12 protein-coding genes are annotated in these 16,892 nt (G+C 72.7%); 4 read left to right on the top strand and 8 right to left on the bottom strand.

Going from position 1 to position 16,892, the window contains the following annotated elements:
• Positions 1-4 precede the first annotated feature (4 nt).
• Together IRY44_RS21690 and IRY44_RS21695 are read right to left on the bottom strand one after the other, a co-directional pair.
• Positions 5-562 (bottom strand): two-component system response regulator, encoded by a 558-nt coding sequence (locus IRY44_RS21690; protein ID WP_013283536.1) that lies wholly within the window; start codon positions 560-562, stop codon positions 5-7.
• Entirely contained in the window at positions 559-4,923 is a 4,365-nt protein-coding gene (locus IRY44_RS21695; protein ID WP_194802085.1) for a HAMP domain-containing protein, read from the bottom strand. Before IRY44_RS21695 ends, IRY44_RS21690 begins: the two co-directional genes overlap by 4 nt.
• Positions 4,924-5,093: 170 nt before the next feature.
• Between IRY44_RS21695 and IRY44_RS21700 the strand changes: the two genes are divergently transcribed.
• Positions 5,094-7,154, top strand: coding sequence for a SpoIIE family protein phosphatase (locus IRY44_RS21700; RefSeq protein WP_194802086.1), 2,061 nt, complete (start codon positions 5,094-5,096; stop codon positions 7,152-7,154).
• Between the two features lie 186 nt (positions 7,155-7,340).
• Here the strand turns inward: IRY44_RS21700 and IRY44_RS21705 are convergent, their stop codons facing one another.
• The gene (locus IRY44_RS21705; protein ID WP_228532554.1) at positions 7,341-8,771 is read right to left on the bottom strand and encodes an FAD-binding oxidoreductase; all 1,431 of its coding nucleotides are present in this window, start codon (positions 8,769-8,771) and stop codon (positions 7,341-7,343) included.
• Positions 8,772-8,871: 100 nt separating this feature from the next.
• Here IRY44_RS21705 and IRY44_RS21710 point away from each other — a divergent pair, with 100 nt between their 5' ends.
• Together IRY44_RS21710 and IRY44_RS21715 are read left to right on the top strand one after the other, a co-directional pair.
• The gene (locus IRY44_RS21710) at positions 8,872-10,965 is read left to right on the top strand and encodes a S9 family peptidase (protein WP_194802088.1); all 2,094 of its coding nucleotides are present in this window, start codon (positions 8,872-8,874) and stop codon (positions 10,963-10,965) included.
• A gap of 15 nt (positions 10,966-10,980) precedes the next feature.
• Positions 10,981-11,121: a hypothetical protein gene (locus IRY44_RS21715; RefSeq protein WP_194802089.1), complete on the top strand. Its 141-nt coding sequence runs from the start codon at positions 10,981-10,983 to the stop codon at positions 11,119-11,121.
• Positions 11,122-11,126: 5 nt separating this feature from the next.
• Here IRY44_RS21715 and IRY44_RS21720 read toward each other — a convergent pair whose 3' ends face one another.
• The 4 genes from IRY44_RS21720 to IRY44_RS21735 form a co-directional block, all read right to left on the bottom strand.
• Positions 11,127-12,638, bottom strand: a complete 1,512-nt coding sequence (locus IRY44_RS21720; RefSeq protein WP_194802090.1) for an FtsX-like permease family protein — start codon at positions 12,636-12,638, stop codon at positions 11,127-11,129.
• A complete protein-coding gene (locus IRY44_RS21725; RefSeq protein ID WP_194802091.1) occupies positions 12,635-13,336 on the bottom strand; it encodes an ABC transporter ATP-binding protein in 702 nt (233 codons plus the stop codon). The genes IRY44_RS21720 and IRY44_RS21725 overlap by 4 nt, the downstream gene beginning before the upstream one ends.
• Positions 13,333-13,869: a PadR family transcriptional regulator gene (locus tag IRY44_RS21730; RefSeq protein ID WP_194802092.1), complete on the bottom strand. Its 537-nt coding sequence runs from the start codon at positions 13,867-13,869 to the stop codon at positions 13,333-13,335. The genes IRY44_RS21725 and IRY44_RS21730 overlap by 4 nt, the downstream gene beginning before the upstream one ends.
• A 71-nt stretch (positions 13,870-13,940) precedes the next feature.
• A complete protein-coding gene (locus IRY44_RS21735; RefSeq protein ID WP_194802093.1) occupies positions 13,941-14,507 on the bottom strand; it encodes a TIGR03086 family metal-binding protein in 567 nt (188 codons plus the stop codon).
• Between the two features lie 31 nt (positions 14,508-14,538).
• Here IRY44_RS21735 and IRY44_RS21740 point away from each other — a divergent pair, with 31 nt between their 5' ends.
• Positions 14,539-15,327: an AraC family transcriptional regulator gene (locus tag IRY44_RS21740; RefSeq protein ID WP_194802094.1), complete on the top strand. Its 789-nt coding sequence runs from the start codon at positions 14,539-14,541 to the stop codon at positions 15,325-15,327.
• Between the two features lie 26 nt (positions 15,328-15,353).
• Here the strand turns inward: IRY44_RS21740 and IRY44_RS21745 are convergent, their stop codons facing one another.
• Positions 15,354-16,892: a SpoIIE family protein phosphatase gene (locus IRY44_RS21745; protein ID WP_194802095.1), complete on the bottom strand. Its 1,539-nt coding sequence runs from the start codon at positions 16,890-16,892 to the stop codon at positions 15,354-15,356.

Genomic DNA, 16,892 nt, shown 5'->3' on the forward strand with positions numbered 1-16,892 from the left:
ACCGTCAGCGGGTGTTGCCCCAGCGCGCCTGCTCCAGCAGCTCCACCGCGCGTTCCCGGGTGGACGGGTCGTCGTCGGCGCGCAGCAGCGCCGTCGCCTCGTCGACCGCGTCGGTCAGGTGCCGCCACTGCAGGTCCCGTTCCCGCACCAGGTCCGACTGGGCGGCGAGCTGCCGCGTCTTCACCCACAGGTCGACGAAGACCGTCACCTTGGCGCGCAGCACCCACGGGTCGAACGGCTTGGTCAGGTAGTCGACCGCGCCGGCCGCGTAGCCGCGCAGCGCGAGCTGCGCGTCCTTGTCCGCGGCGGTCAGGAAGATGATCGGTACGTGCCGGGTGCGCTCGCGCCGCTTGATGTGGGTGGCGGTCTCGAACCCGTCCATGTCCGGCATCTGGGCGTCCAGCAGGATCACCGCGAAGTCGTCCACCAGGAGCTGCTTGAGCGCCGCCTCGCCGCTCTCCACCGCGACCGACTGCACCGGGAGACCCTGGAGGATCGCCTCCAGCGCCATCAGGTTCTCCCGCCGGTCGTCCACCAGCAGGGCCTTGGCCGTCTGCGTCACGCGTTCTCCTCGCCTCGACTCCGGCCGATCCAGGACGCCATCAGTTCGATCAGCTCGTCCAGGTCCACCGGCTTGGTGATGTAGTCGCTGCCGCCGGCGCCGAGCGCCGACTCCCGGTCGCCGGGCATCGCCTTCGCGGTCAGGAAGACGATCGGCAGGTCCGCGAACCGGTGGTTGCGGCGGATCTGCGCTGTCGTCTCGTACCCGTCCTGGTCCGGCATCATGGCGTCCATCAGGACGATGTCCACCTCCGGGTGCTCGGCGAGCTGGCGGACACCGTCCGCCCCGTTGTCCGAGTACAACACGGTCATCCCGTGCAGTTCCAACGCGGACGTCAGCGCGAACACGTTCCGCACGTCGTCGTCGATGATCAATACGGTCACGCCGTCCAGGCGCCGGGTCGCGGGCGTCTCCTGCGGCTGCGGCAACTCCATCGGCATGAGCAGCGACGACGGCAGGCCCGCGCGGCTCGGCGACGGTGGCGCCGGCGCCACCACCGCGTCCGGCGCCAGCACATCGGGTACGAAGAGAGTGAACGTCGAACCCTGCCCGGGCGCGGACGAGACGGTGATCGTGCCGCCGAGCAGGCGGGCCAGGTCACGGCTGATGGACAGGCCCAGCCCGGTGCCGCCGTAGCGGCGGCTGGTGGTGCCGTCCGCCTGCTGGAACGCCTCGAAGATCAGCGACAGCTTGTCGTCGGAGATCCCGATGCCGGTGTCTATCACGGTGAACGCGATCACCCGCTGCGCGTTCGTCAGCGCCGGCACGTCGAAGACGGCGTTCTCGGCCGCCGGGCCGATCCGCAGCGTCACCGCACCGTTGTCGGTGAACTTCACCGCGTTCGACAGCAGGTTGCGCAGGATCTGCTGCAACCGCTGAGCGTCGGTGACCAGCGCGGGCGGCAGATCGCGGCTCACCCGGACCTGGAAGTCCAGGCCCTTCTCCTCGGCCTGCGGCGCGAACGCCTGCTCGACGTAGCCGCGGATCTCGGCGAACTGGATCTCGGTGGGCTCCACGTCCATCCGGCCCGCCTCGATCTTGGACAGGTCGAGGATGTCGTCGATCAGCGACAGCAGGTCCGACCCGGCGCCGTGGATGGTCCGGGCGAACTCGATCTGCTTCGCGCTGAGGTTGCGCTCCGGGTTCTCGGCCAGCAGCCGGGCCAGCAGGAGCAGCGAGTTCAGCGGCGTCCGCAGCTCGTGGCTCATGTTGGCGAGGAACTCCGACTTGTACGCCGACGCCCGGGTGAGCTGCTGCGCCTTCTCCTCCAGGCCGAGGCGGGCCAGCTCGATCTCCCGGTTCTGCGTCTCGATGTTGGCCTTCTGCTCGGACAGCAGCTTCGCCTTGTCCTCCAGCTCGGCATTGGTGCGCTGCAACTCGGCCGACTGGTCCTGCATCTCGTGCGCCAGCCGCTGCGACTGCGCCAGCAGTTCCTCCGTACGCCGGTTGGCCTGGATGGTGTTCACCGCGACGCCGATGGTGAGCACCAGCCGCTCCAGGAACGCCAGGTGCAGCTCGGAGAACGTGGCCACGCCGGCGAACTCGATCACGCCGAGCAGCTCGCCCTCGAACTGGACCGGCAGCACCACCAGGTCGGCCGGGGGCGTGTCGGCCAGCCCGGACCGTACGACGAGGCGCCCGTCCGGCTGCGCCTTGACCCGGATCGTCCGGCGGGACAGGGCGGCCTGCCCGACCAGCCCCTCACCCGGGCCGAAGGTGACGTCGTGGCCGCGTGCCACGTACCCGTAGGAGGCGGTGAGCCGCAGCCGCATGCTGCCCTCGGAGCTGTCCGCCAGGAAGAACGCGCCGAGCTGCGCGTCCACCAGCGGGGTCACCTCCTGCATGATCATGCGGCAGACCTCGCCCAGGTCGCGCTGGCCCTGGAGCAGGCCACCGATCCGGGCCAGGTTCGAGTCCAGCCAGCCCTGCTCGGCGTTCTTCTTCGTCGTCTCCCGGAGGGTGACGATCATCTGGTTGATGTTGTCCTTCAGCTCGGCGACCTCGCCCTGCGCCTTCACGTTGATCCGCTGGGTCAGGTCTCCGCGGGTCACCGACGTGGAGACCTGCGCGATCGCGCGCAACTGCGTGGTCAGGGTGGAGGCGAGCTGGTTGACGTTCTCGGTGAGGTCGCGCCACGTACCGGAGACGCCCTTGACCTGGGCCTGACCACCCAGCTTGCCCTCGGTACCCACCTCGCGGGCCACCCGTGTGACCTCGTCGGCGAACGAGGAGAGCTGGTCGACCATCGTGTTGACGGTGTTCTTCAGCTCGAGAATCTCGCCCTGCGCGTCCACTGTGATCTTCTGGCCCAGGTCGCCGTTCGCCACCGCCGTGGTGACCGAGGCGATGTTCCGCACCTGGCTGGTCAGGTTCGACGCCATCGAGTTCACGTTGTCGGTCAGGTCCCGCCACGTACCGGAGACGCCCTTGACCTGGGCCTGACCACCCAGCTTGCCCTCGGTACCCACCTCACGGGCCACCCGCGTGACCTCGTCGGCGAACGACGAGAGCTGGTCCACCATCGTGTTGACAGTGGACTTCAGCTCCAGGATCTCGCCCTGCGCGTCCACGGTGATCTTCTGCGACAGGTCACCCTTGGCGACGGCCGTCGACACCTGGGCGATGTTGCGCACCTGCGCGGTCAGGTTCGACGCCATCGAGTTCACGTTGTCGGTCAGGTCGCGCCAGGTGCCGGCGACGCCGCGTACCTGGGCCTGACCACCCAGCTTGCCCTCGGTACCCACCTCACGGGCCACCCGCGTGACCTCGTCGGCGAACGACGACAGCTGGTCCACCATCGTGTTGACAGTGGACTTCAGCTCCAGGATCTCGCCCCGGGCGTCCACTGTGATCTTCTGCGACAGGTCACCCTTCGCCACCGCCGTGGTGACCGAGGCGATGTTCCGCACCTGGCTGGTCAGGTTCGACGCCATCGAGTTCACGTTGTCGGTGAGATCCCGCCACGTACCGGAGACGCCCTTGACCTGGGCCTGACCTCCCAGCTTGCCCTCGGTACCCACCTCGCGCGCCACCCGCGTGACCTCGTCGGCGAACGACGACAGCTGGTCCACCATCGTGTTGACGGTGTTCTTCAGCTCCAGGATCTCGCCCTGCGCGTCCACTGTGATCTTCTGACCCAGGTCGCCCTTGGCGACGGCGGTGGAGACCTGGGAGATGTTGCGGACCTGGCTGGTCAGGTTGCCGGCGAGCTGGTTGACGTTCTCGGTGAGGTCGCGCCAGGTGCCGGAGACGCCGCGCACCTGCGCCTGGCCGCCCAGCTTGCCCTCGATGCCCACCTCACGGGCCACCCGGGTCACCTCGTCGGCGAACGACGACAGCTGGTCCACCATCGTGTTCACGGTGTCCTTCAGCTCCAGGATCTCGCCCTGGGCGGCCACCGTGATCTTCTGCGACAGGTCACCCTTCGCCACCGCCGTCGACACCTGGGCGATGTTGCGCACCTGCGCGGTCAGGTTCGACGCCATCGAGTTGACGTTGTCGGTCAGGTCCTTCCAGGTGCCGGCCACGCCCGGCACCTCGGCCTGGCCGCCCAGCTTGCCCTCGGTGCCCACCTCGCGGGCCACCCGGGTCACCTGCTCGGCGAACAGCCGCAGCGTGTCGGTGAGCGAGTTCATCGTGTCGGCCAGCTCGGCCACCTCACCGCGCGCCCCGACCGTGATCTTCTGCGACAGGTCGCCCTTCGCCACGGCCGTCGCCACCTGGGAGATCGACCGCACCTGCCCGGTGAGGTTCGACGCCATGGTGTTCACCGAGTCGGTGAGGTCCTTCCAGGTGCCGGCCACCCCGCGTACGTCGGCCTGGCCGCCCAGCTTGCCCTCGGTGCCCACCTCGCGGGCCACGCGCGTCACCTCGTCGGCGAACGACGAGAGCTGGTCCACCATCGTGTTCACGGTCCGGCCGATGCGCAGGTACTCACCGCGCAGCGGGCGGCCGTCTATCTCCAGCGCCATGTGCTGGGACAGGTCGCCGTCGGCCACCGCCACGATGACCCGGGCGATCTCGGTGGTCGGCCGGCCCAGGTCGTCGATGAGCGAGTTGACCGCCCGCTGCCCCTCCGCCCACGAGCCGTCCAGGCCCTCGTCGTCCAGGCGCTCGGTGAGGCGGCCGTCACGGCCGACGATCCGGCTGATCCGCCGCAGGTCGAGGTGCTGCCGTTCCTGCAACGACACCACGTCGTTGAAGGCGTCGGCGACCTCGCCGGGCAGACCCGCCCGCCGGGGCAGGCGCACCCGCAGATCGCCGCGCCCCACCCGGCGCAACGCCTCGACAAGTTCGCCGAGGAGCACCTCGTGGTCGGACGCGGACGGGTCAGCGGTCACCGACTGATTCACCGTGGCCATCGTTCCTCGCTCCGCTCGGGCTCGTGCGGTCACACGGGCCATCCCATCATTGTGCCGCGCGATCCGTCGAGGTCACCGCGTGTGATCGCGCGTCACGTGCGGTATCGCCCCGGATGGTGGGTTCGCCGGGACGCTTGGCACCCGGGGTGGGCGCGGTGGAGGATACGAAGGTGTCAGCGGAGGCAGGGCCTGCTAGCGGCGGCGCGGACGAGCGCGTCCGCCGGGTCCGCCTCCCCGCCGACCGCCGCACGCCGGCGGCGGCCCGCGCACTGGTCCGCACCATGTTGCTCGAAGCGCGGCTGCCCGAACTGCTGAACGAGGCGCTGCTGCTCACCACCGAGCTGACCACGAACGCCGTCGAGCACGCGCGTACCGAACTGGACATCGAGGTCGACACCGACCGCGACGGCCTCACCGTGACAGTCACCGACTTCGCCTCCGGCCCGGTCGACGAGCTGATCGTGGGCGTGCGCAACACCACGTCCGACATCACCGAGGTCGCCGCCCGGGGGCGCGGGCTGCTGCTCGTCGACCACTTCTCCAGCCGGTGGGGCACGACCTACCTGCCCACCGGCAAGGGCGTCTGGTTCCGCCTCGACCGGCCCGGCCCGGGTGGGTCCGCCCGGCCGTCGGCCGGCCCGCTGCGCGTCGTCGAACCGGACCGGACCGGCGACGGTACGCCGAGCGCCGCGGCCATGAGCGACCTGATGCAGCTCACCCCTGACGCGTACGCAGACGAGCCGCTGCCCGAGTTCGCCGTCGGACTGCTGACCCGGGTCGCCGAGATGGTGGGCGCCGCCGGTGGCACCGTCCGGCTGGACCGGGGCGACGGACTCGGCACCCAGGTCTTCGCCCGGTACGGCCGGCCGCCTCGCGAGGGCAACGAGCTGCTGCGCGTACCGCTCGCCGTGCACCGCCCGTACGCCGGGGAGCTGGAGCTGGACGCGGCGCCCTCGGCGTACGCCCGGCCGCTCGCCGTACTGGCCGCCGAGCGGCTGTCGCTGCACCTGGAGAACGACCGGCTGCGCCGCGCCGACGTACGCCGCTCCACCTGGCTGACGTTCCTGGCCGAGGCCAGCGAACTGCTCGCCCAGTCGCTGGACGTCGAGCTGACCATGGCACTCGTCCCGCAGCTCGTGGTGCCCCGGCTCGGCCAGTGGTGCGCCGTGCACACCACCGACGAGTGGGGCCGGCTGCGCCTCGCCGCGTCGAGCCACGCCGACGAGGCGATGCTGCCGCAGCTGCACCGGATCCTCCAGGAGACCGGCCCGGACTCGATCCAGTCCCGGCTGCGCGAGGCGTCCCGCAACGCCGCCCAGGTACCGCTCGGCGGACCGATGGAGGGCTTCGCCGTACCCCTGATCGCCCGTGGCCAGCGGCTCGGCACCCTCGCCGTGGGCCGGCACCAGCGGCAGCGGCACGACCCGGACGAGGTGTCGGTGCTGGAGGACGTGGCCCGCCGCGCCGCCCTCGCCATCGAGAACGCCCGCATCCACGCCGAGCGCCGCCGGGTCGCGCAGACGCTCCAGCAGTCGCTGCTGCCACCGGTGCTCCCGGTGGTCGAGGGCATCGGCTTCGCCGCCGAGTACGTCCCGACCGGCGACGACGCGGAGGTCGGCGGCGACTTCTACGACGTGCTCCCGCTTCCGGACGGCCGCTGGCTCGTGGTAGTCGGCGACGTATCAGGCAAGGGCGTGCAGGCCGCTGCCGTGACCGGCCTGGTCCGGGACGTGATCCGGGTGCTCGTCGGTGACGGCAAACCGCTGCCCGAGGTGCTCGGCCGACTCAACGAGACGCTCGTGGAGCGCGGCGGCGGACGCTACTGCACGCTGGCGCTGGCGGCTGTCGCACCCGGCGACGGCGACCAGCTCGACGTCTCGCTGCACCTGGCCGGCCACGACCGCCCGGTGCTGCTGCACGGCGGTGGAGGGGCGACGTTCGTCGGGGTCGGCGGTACGGCGCTGGGCCTGCTCGACACGATCACCACCCCGACCGCCGAGCTGACGCTCAAGCCCGGGGACGCGCTGATCTTCTACACCGACGGGGTCACCGAGCGGCGGCGCGGACGCGAGCTGTTCGGCACCGACCGGCTGCGCGAGTCGGCGGCGCCGCTGGCCGGGTACTCGGCCGACGTGGTGGCCGCCCGGCTGCGCGCCGCCACGATCGCGTTCTCGGTCGAGCCCCCGCGCGACGACATAGCCATCCTCGTCCTCCGAAACGACACCCCCTAGCCCTCCCGCCCCGCACCCGCACCCGCACCCGCACCGTCGATCATGAAGTTGACCGCTCAATTCGCCCGTTTCCTCCCCGTCAACTTCATGGTCAACCCACTTCGGCACGCCACGGACGCCTCGATCACCGGGGCGAGGCCAGGCAGGGCCGGGCGGGGCGGGCTGGCGCCGGGGAGGGCGAGGCGGTCAGAGGCCGCCGGGGAGGCGGCCGGGGGCCAGGCGGTGGTGCGGGTCCAGGTGGGCCTTGGCGCTGCGCAGGCGCGGCAACGCTGGCAACTCGCCCCAGAGGTCCACGGCACGGCGTACCGCCGCCGGCGCGGCCACCACCACGCACCGGCCCCGCCGGGCGATCAGCACGCTGCGGACGGCGGTGAGGATCGAGGCGACCCGCTCGGGCGGCAGCGCGCCGGACAGTGCCGCGTGCACGGTGCCCGAGCCGGCCGAGCCGCGTACCGGCACCGGGCCGCCGGTGGCGTCGCGCAACGCGTAGACGGCGGCGTGCAGGTCGCCTATCGGCACCTCGATGCGCAGCGCCGTGTCGCCGGGCGCGAACGGGTAGCGCCCCCACCATTCCGGCGCATGGTGACCGACCATCGCCTCGGCACCGAGGACGGCGGTGAGCCGCTCGGCCCGCTCGGCCACGTCGGCCGGGCCGCCCTCCAGCAGCACCACCAGGCTGCCCGCCGCCGGTCGCCCGGTCACGGCCGGGTGGTCGGGGCGGTTGACCACCGACGGGTGCGTGGCCGGGATGCGACGCCGGGGCAGCGGCACCGGCACCGGCAGGTCCAGTTCGACGGCTGCCGGGTCGACGTCGGCGGCCAGGACGGCCCGGACCAGGTCGTGCACCTCCAGCGGCGTCCACACCGGACGGGACACCCAGAGCCGCCCGGCCGGCACGGCGTGCACCCGCATGGTGGCCGAGACCAGCACGCCGAGCCCGCCCTGCGAGCCGCAGAGCAGCCGGGCCACGTCGAGCCCGGGCACCTCGCCCCGGCCGAGGATCGCGTCCCCGCCACCCGGCCGGCCGGCGCCGCCGCCCGGGGCGGCCCGGCCGAGCGCCTCCGTGCCGGACTCGCCGACGCTGACCAACTCGCCGTCGGCGTCGAGGTAGCGCACCCCGACGAGCTGGGCGCACGGGCTGCCGTGCCGGTGCCGCAGCGGACCGGACTCGTCGGCGGCGAGCACCCCGCCGAGCGTCGCGCCCGGCGAGGGCGCATCGACGGGCAGCCGCCGGTTGGTGCGCGCGAGCGTGGCCTGGACCGCGCGCAGCGGCGTACCGGCGCCGATCTCGGCCACCGCCGCGTCGCGCGGCGCGTGCCAGACCCCGGCGAGGCGGCCGGTGTCGAGCATGATGTCCACCTGCGCCGGGGCGGCACCCCAGTCGATCTTCGTGCCGGCGCCGCGGGGCACCACTGTCAGGTCGTACGCGGCGGCCAGCCGCAACACCTCCGCCGCGGCGTGCGGACCGCCCGGCACTGCCACCCACCGGGCGGTACGGCCGGCCACCTCGTCGGCCGGGCCGGCGAATCGGGCGAACGGTTCGCCGCAGATCGCGGCCAGCTTCCGGGTGATGTCGAGGGCTCCGAGCCGAGGGGTGGAACGTGCCGCATCCGCCATGCCGATTATCGTACACATGTTCGAAAGGCCTGGCGGCGAGTCGCGGGTTTCGGTCGGCGGGCGAGCCCGGCGGCGGCCCGGCGACCGGTAACGTGGCGCCGTGACCGAAACCCCACCGCCCGTCGCCAAGCGCGTCCCGTCCGAGCGCGTCCACCACGGTGACACCGTGATCGACGAGTACGCCTGGCTCGCCGTCAAGGACGACCCGGACACGATCGCGTACCTGGACGCCGAGAACGCGTACACCGAGGCGCGCACCGCCCACCTGGCCGGGCTGCGCGCGGAGCTGTTCGAGGAGACGCGCCGGCGCACCCAGGAGACCGACCTGTCGGTGCCGACGCGCAAGGACGGCTACTGGTACTACACCCGCACGGTCGAGGGGCAGCAGTACGGCGTGCACTGCCGCCGCGCGGTGCGGGCGGGCGAGACGGCGCCCCCGGTCAGCGTGGACGGCGCCCCGCTCGACGGCGAGGAGGTGCTGCTCGACGGCAACCAGCTCGCCGAGGGGCACGACTTCTTCTCCCTCGGAGCGTTCGACGTCAGTCCGGACGGGCGCTGGCTGGCCTACTCCACCGACTTCTCCGGCGACGAGCGCTTCACGCTGCGGATCAAGGATCTGACCACCGGCGAGTCGCTGCCGGACGAGGTGCCGGACACGTTCTACGGCACGGCCTGGTCCAGTGACGCGTCCACGCTGTTCTACGTGACGGTGGACGAGGCGTGGCGGCCGAACCGGGTCTGGCGGCACACCGTCGGGACGCCGTCCACCGAGGACGTGGTGGTCCACCAGGAGGACGACGAGCGGTTCTGGGTCGGCGTCGAGCTGACCCGCTCCGAGCGCTTCGTGGTCATCGACATCCACAGCAAGATCACCAGCGAGGTGTGGGTGATCCCGGCGTCCAACCCGACCGGTGCGCCCGCCGTCGTGGCCCCGCGGCGTCAGGGCATCGAGTACGCGGTGGAGCACCACGGCCACCGCTTCCTGATCCTGCACAACGACGGCGCGGAGGACTTCGCACTCGCGTACACCTCGGCGGACGCGCCGGGTGAGTGGGAGCCGCTGATCCCGCACACGCCCGGCACCCGCCTGGAGGCGGTCGACGCGTTCGAGAACCACCTCGTGGTGTCGCTGCGCGCCAACGGGCTGACCGGCCTGCGGGTGCTGCCGGTGGGCAGCGACGACAGCTGGGACATCGACTTCCCCGAACCGATCTACAGCGTCGCGCTGGACGCGAACCCGGAGTACCGCACGAACGAGGTGCGGCTGCGCTACACCTCGTTCGTCACCCCGGACTCGGTCTACGACTACGACCTGGTGACCCGCGAGCTGACGCTGCGCCGGCAGAAGCCGGTGCTAACCGGGCCGGACGGGCGGGCGTACGACCCGGCCGACTACGAGCAGCACCGGGACTGGGCGCTCGCCGACGACGGCACCCGCGTACCGATCTCGCTCGTCTGCCGCCGCGACACGCCGCGCGACGGCTCGGCGCCCGCCGTCATCTACGGCTACGGCTCGTACGAGGCGAGCATGGACCCGTGGTTCAGGATCGCCCGGCTGAGCCTGCTCGACCGCGGCGTGATCTTCGCGGTGGCGCACATCCGGGGCGGAGGTGAACTGGGCCGGCGCTGGTACGACGAGGGCAAGCTGCTGGCCAAGAAGAACACGTTCACCGACTTCGTGGCCTGCGCCCGGCACCTGGTCAAGGCGGGCTGGACGGCGAGCGACAGGCTGGTCGCCCGGGGCGCCTCGGCCGGCGGCCTGCTGATGGGCGCGGTGGCGAACCTCGCCCCGGACGCGTTCACCGGCATCGTCGCGCAGGTGCCGTTCGTGGACGCGCTCACCTCGATCCTCGACCCGTCGCTGCCGCTGACCGTGACCGAGTGGGAGGAGTGGGGCAACCCGCTCGACGACCCCGAGGTCTACGCGTACATGAGGTCGTACACGCCGTACGAGAACGTGACCACCGTCGAATACCCGGCCATCCTGGCGGTGACCAGCCTAAACGACACCCGCGTGCTCTACCACGAGCCGGCCAAGTGGATCGCCCGGCTGCGCGCGCTCGCACCGGCCGGCGACTACCTGCTCAAGACCGAGATGGGCGCGGGCCACGGTGGCCCGAGCGGCCGCTACGACTCGTGGCGCGAGGAGGCGTTCGTCAACGCCTGGATCCTCGACCGCGTCGGCCGGGCCTGACCCGTTCCGGACCGGATGAGCGACGAGGATCAGCCAGGCCGGCGGGCGCCGGCCTGGCTGATCCTCGTGGTGGTCGCCGCCGCGCTCGTGGTCTGCTGCTGTTCGACGGTGATCGGCCTGACCGTCGCCGGCTCCGCCGGACTGCTCGGCCGCTGACCGCTTCAGCCCGCGCGCAGTTCCTCCACCGAGGTCGCGGCGCGCAGGAACAGCAGGCCGGCCACGACCGTGCCCAGCACCGCCGCCAGCCCGCCCGCCGCGAGCCAGGCCAGCTGATCCCACGGTACGTCCGGCGGAACGGTCGTCTTCGGCACCCATTCGGTACGGGTGTACCGCGCCGCGGTGGCCGGGTCGCCGCACAGTTCCGTGCCGGCGTCGCAGATCGTCCGCGTGAAGCCGCCGTTGCTCGGTGCCGGCATGACGCCCCGGACCAGCAGGTAACCGACCGTCAGCGCGAGCCCGATCGCCGGTACGGCGGGGGCGAGCGCGGCCCAGAGCAGCGACCGGCCGATGGTGGCCCGTGGCACGCCGGTCGCCACCTGCGCCGCGTACGCCCGTCGCCGGCTGGTGATCCCCTCGACCACCGCTACGAGCAGCCCACCGCCGGCGATCGCCATCGCGACCACTACCGCGAGGTCGACCAGGTCCATCGCGCCGAGGTAGAAGCCCGGGTCGGCCAGTCCGGAGCCGGTGCGGCGGGTCACCTCGGCCTCGGCCTGGAAGTCGGCACGCAGTCCCGCGGCACCGGCGCCGAAGATCAGCGCGGCCAGCAGCGCGGCGAAGGTGCGGCTGCCCGCCCACGGGTCGGCGGCCAGCCGGCGGGCGGCGAGCAGGGCGGCCGGGCCGCGTCCGTGCCGGTGCAGCAGCCGGCCGGTCTGGTACGAGATCCAGCCGGTGCCCGACACCACGCCGATCATCGCGGTCAGCCCGCCGACGACGAGCAACGTCGGCACCGGCCAGTCGGGGGCCACCGCGCCACGCCGCTCGTACCAGAGCAGGAGCGGGCGGATCGCGGCGAACATCGCCAGCGCGGCGAGGATGAGCACGCCCGGCCACGGCCAGGGCGCCCGGGTGCGGACCCGGCGTACGACGCCGAACGGGGTGGTGGTGACCCGCCGCAGCAGCAGCGCGCTGACCAGCGCGGCCACCAGCGGCAGGCCGAGCACCACGGCGGCCACGGCGACCGGCGCCGGACGCACGTCGGTGGGCAGCGGCAGCCGCCCGTCGGCGTCGGGCCGGTGCAGCAGCCGGCGCCCGGCCAGGAAGACGGCCAGGCCGACGAGGGTGCCGAGCAGGCTCGCCACGCCCGTCTCGGCGACCGCGACCCGGGTGACCTGCCCGGGGGTGGCACCGGCCAGCCGGAACGCGGCCAGCCGCCGGTCCCGGCCGGGCGCACCGAGGCGGGCGCACTGCCCGGCCAGTCCCAGCACCGGTACGCAGAGCAGCAGCACCGCGAACGCGACGCCGGGACGTAGGCCGGGTTCCCGCAGCAGGGCGTTCGTGTACTGGTCGGACTGCGTCCAGGCATCGCCGGGCGGCTTCACCACCGCCAGCACTGTCAGCGCGGCCAGCCCGGCCAGCGTCGCCAGCGCGGCGCTCACCGCGGTGAGCACCACCCGGGCGATGTCGGTGCGGGTGCCTGCAAGCGCGAGCCGCAGCAGCGTGCCCGGCCTCACCGTGATCCGCCCGGCAGCGCCGGGTCGAGCCCGAGGCCGGTGTGGTCGACCATGCCGTCGCGCAGGCTCACCTCCCGGTCCGCGTACGCGGCGATGCGCGGCTCGTGGGTCACCAGCACGACTGTGGAGCGCTGCTCGCGGGCCAGCCGGACGAGCTGGGTGAGCACCTGCTCGCCGGCCAGCGTGTCGAGCGCGCCGGTCGGCTCGTCGGCGAAGATCACCCGGGGTTCGGTGACCAGGGCGCGGGACAGCGCGCACCGTTGCTGCTGCCCGCCGGACATCTCGCCGGGCCGGACGTCGGCGACGTCGGCCACACCGAGCCGGTCCAGCCAGGAGAGCGCCGCCGTCCGTGCCGCTCGCCGCCCCGTGCCGGCGAGCAACAACGGAAGGGCGACGTTCTCCGCCGCGGTCAGCTCGGCGACGAGCTGGCCGAACTGGAACAACACCCCGAATTCGGTACGGCGCAGCCGGGAGCGGGCCGCCTCCGGCCACGTGTCGATCCGTTCACCGCGCCAGGTGACCTGACCGGCGTCGGGACGCAGGATGCCCGCCAGGCAGTGCAGCAAGGTGGACTTGCCGCATCCGCTCGGCCCGGTGACCGCGAGGATCTCGCCTTCGGCCACGTCGAGCGTCACGCCACGCAGCGCGGGCGTGTGGCCGTACGCGCGGACCACGCCGCGCGCTTGCAGGAACGTCACGAGTGCACCTCCCGGTGCCAGTCGGCGACCCGGTCCAGGGTGGTGTGCAGCCACCGGAGGTCGGCGTCGAGGTGGGCGATGGCGAAATCGGCTGCGACCACCTCGTCGAGGCGGGCACCGGGGGCGGCCTTGAGCGCTGTCAGCTCACGCAGCCGCTGCGTGTGCGCCCGGCGCTGGGCGATCAGGTAGCCGCGGGCCTGTGCGGCGTCTGCTACCAGCAGCGCGACGACCACCTTGGCGAACAGCGTGCTCGCCACGTACGGCATCGGTGGTTCGACGGTGCCCAGCCAGTGGTCGAGCGCCGCCCGCCCGTCGTCGGTGAGCGCGTAGGCGGTCCGGTCCGGGCCGCCGTCGCGTTCCTGACCGGCCGGCACGACCAGGCCGTCCCGGTGCAGGCGGGCCAGCGTCGCGTAGACCTGACCGAAGGCGAGCGGCCGGGCCCGGGGCAGTCGCTCGTCGTGCGCGCGCTTCAGCTCGTAGCCGTGGCGTGGCCCGGCGGCGAGCAGCCCGAGCAGGACGTGCTGAGTGGACACCTCCCTTACTATTCGCTGAATGAATAGTGCTGTCAAGAACGGCCCGCGCGGGACAACGCGGGCCGTTCGGATCAGCGGGTCCAGGCCGGATCGCGTCCGGCCCGGCCGAGCAGCGCGTCCATGCCGTCCGGTGCCGCGTCGGTGGGCACCGGCGGGCCGAACGCGCCCATCTTCTGACCCGTGTCGCCCATCCGGTCCATGAACTCGTGCCCCGCCGCCACCACGGCCGGGTCCACGCTCAGCCCCTGACCGGTGGCCCGCGCCAGATCCCATCCGTGGACGGTGAGGTCGATCAGCGCCATCGAGCCGACCGTCTCCTGTGGCAGTCCCATGCCGTGCGACACGCCCTCCTGCGTGGCCGGGTCGGACCACGCCTCGGTGAGCCGGATCGTCTCGGTCGCGAACCGGTCCCGCCAGCCGTCGGTCAGATGATCGGTCTTGCCGGACCAGTCGACCTCCTCCCGACGCGCCAGCGCCTGGAAGTTGACCACCACGTCGAACAGGTGATTGAGCAGGTCGCGCACTGTGTAGTCGGGGCAGGGCGTGGGCAGGGCGAGCTGGTCGTCCGAAATGCCCCGCACCACCGCCGCCGTACGCGGCGCCGCGACGGCGAGCAGCTCACTAGTCTTCGTGCTCATAGGGGCAGCGTATGAGGGCGGTCTTGAAGAAATGCGACACGAACCGCGACGTGACAACCGGGGCATCCTCGATCCCGTCCGGCTGCGGCAGCAGGTCCGGTTCCGGCGCCGGGTGGCCGCGCCGGCGTTGCGCCAGTGGGTGGAGCACTACTGGCTGATCGACTGGGACCTGGACGAGCCGTTCGAGCAACGGGTGGTGCCGCACCCCGCCGTGAACGTGGTGTTCCAGGCGCAGGAGGGCGCGCCCGAACAGGGCGAGATCGCCGGCGTCGACACCGGCCTGTTCGCCGTCACGCTGCACGGAGCCGGCCGGGTCTCCGGCGTCCAGTTCCGCCCGGGCGGTTTCCGGCCGTTCTGGCGGCGCCCGGTCGCCGAGCTGACCGGCCGGCGCGTGCCGATTCCCGACGGGCCGGTCTGCCCGGGCACCGACGACGAGCGCTGCGCGAGCCTGGACGCCCTGCTGACCTCGTGGTCGCCGGTCGCTGATCCGCTCAACGCGGAGGCCACCGCCCTGGTCGAGGAGATCCGCGCCGACCGGACCGTGCTGCGGGTGACCGACTTCGCCCGGCGGCGGGCCGTCTCCGTCCGCCGGCTCCAGCGCCTCTTCCTGGACCACGTCGGCGTCGGTCCGAAGTGGGTGATCCGCCGCTACCGGCTCCAGGAGGCGATCGAACAGGCCGCCGCCGGGCCGCTCGACTGGTCGCGGGTCGCCGCCGATCTGGGGTACGCCGACCAGGCCCACCTGGTCCGCGAGTTCACCGCCGTCGCCGGGGTCTCACCCGCGGCGTACGCCCGCTCGCTGGCCGCCCTGCGACAGTGACGCGGCACGGGCCGCGCCGATGCGGGTCAGCGGCGGCGGACCGCCACCACCGCCACGTCGTCGTGGATCTCCGGCGGGGCCAGCTCGACGAGCAGCCGCCGGCAGAAGTCGTCCAGGTCGTCGTCCACCCGGGTGGCGGCCACGCCGAGCGCCGCCATGCCGTCGTCGATCGTGGCGTCGCGCCGCTCGATCAGCCCGTCGGTGTAGAGCACGAGCGTGGCCCCGGCGGGCAGCACGAACTCCAGGTCGGGCGGGCGCGGCGCGCGTACGCCGAGCAGCGGCGCGGACTGCGTCACGAACTCGACCCGCCCGTCCCGGCTCAGCAGTGCCGGCAGGTGCCCGGCGCTGGCCAGCCGGACCAGCCCGGTCGGCGGGTGGAGCAGCAGGACGCAGATGGTGGCCAGCTCGGCCGGCAGCAGGTTGCGCATCAGCTCGTTGACCCGGTCCAGGATCACGCCCGGCTGGTGCCCCTCGACCGCGTACGCCCGCACCGCGTGCCGCAGCTCGGCCATCACGGTGGCGGCGTGCAGCGAGTGCCCGGCCACGTCACCGATCGCCACCAGCAGGTGCCCGTCGAGCATCACCAGCTCGTAGAAGTCGCCGCCCACCTCGGTCTGCGCGCTCGCCGGCTCGTACCGGACGGCCAGGTCCAGGCCGTTCACGTCGGGCAGCCGCTGCGGTAGCAGGCTGCGCTGCAACGTCACAGCGATCCGGTGCTCCTCGTCGAAGGACCGCTGCGCCTCCACCGCCGAGGCGACCGCCTGGGCGAGTTGCACCAGCACCGGAGTACGAACGGTCTGGGTGGCGGTCGGCACCACCACGTACAGCGGGGCCCGGTCCTCGCGCAGCCGGGACGCGGCAACCGTCACGGTGTCGCCGTCCGGCCAGCCGGCCAGCGCCCAGTTGGCCGGTTCGTCGACGCGTACCCGGGTGCCGATCGGCACTCCGGTGTCGTCCACCACCCACGGCACGATGGTGGCCGGCGTGTGCGGGTCGGACGCCACTCCGGCCAGGCAGTCCCCGTCGAACGTCTCCGCGACCACCGCCGCCGGGGCCTTGAAGATCCGTGCCGCGCCGCTCGCGGCGGCCTCCAGCAGCCGGACGAAGTTCGGTGTCGCGTGCATCTCCACTGTGGCGTCGGCCAGCGCGGCGAGCCGTTCGGCGAGCTGCTCGGCCCGCCGCCGGGCCTGGTAGTAGCGCAGCACCGCGTGGGCGGTGGCGACCAGTTCCTCCGGCTCGATCGGCTCGGCCAGGTAGGCGTCCGCGCCCCGGGTGAGGCCCTGCGCCCGGTCCACCACGTCGACGGCGTGCGCGGAGACGTGGATGACCGGGATCGACTGGTTCTCCGCCTTGATCCGCTCGCACACCTCGAAACCGCTCATGTCGGGCAGCCGGACGTCGAGCACCACGAGATCGATGTGTTCCCGGGCCACCAGGTCCAGCGCCGCCGCGCCGTTCTCCGCCTCGACGGTGACGAAGCCGGCCCGGGTCAGCCAGTTGACCAGCAGATATCGCTTGGGGCCGCTGTCGTCGACCACAAGCACGGTCACCGGCCCGCCGTCCAC

Source organism: Micromonospora sp. ANENR4, from assembly GCF_015354395.1.
Lineage (GTDB): Bacteria > Actinomycetota > Actinomycetes > Mycobacteriales > Micromonosporaceae > Micromonospora > Micromonospora aurantiaca.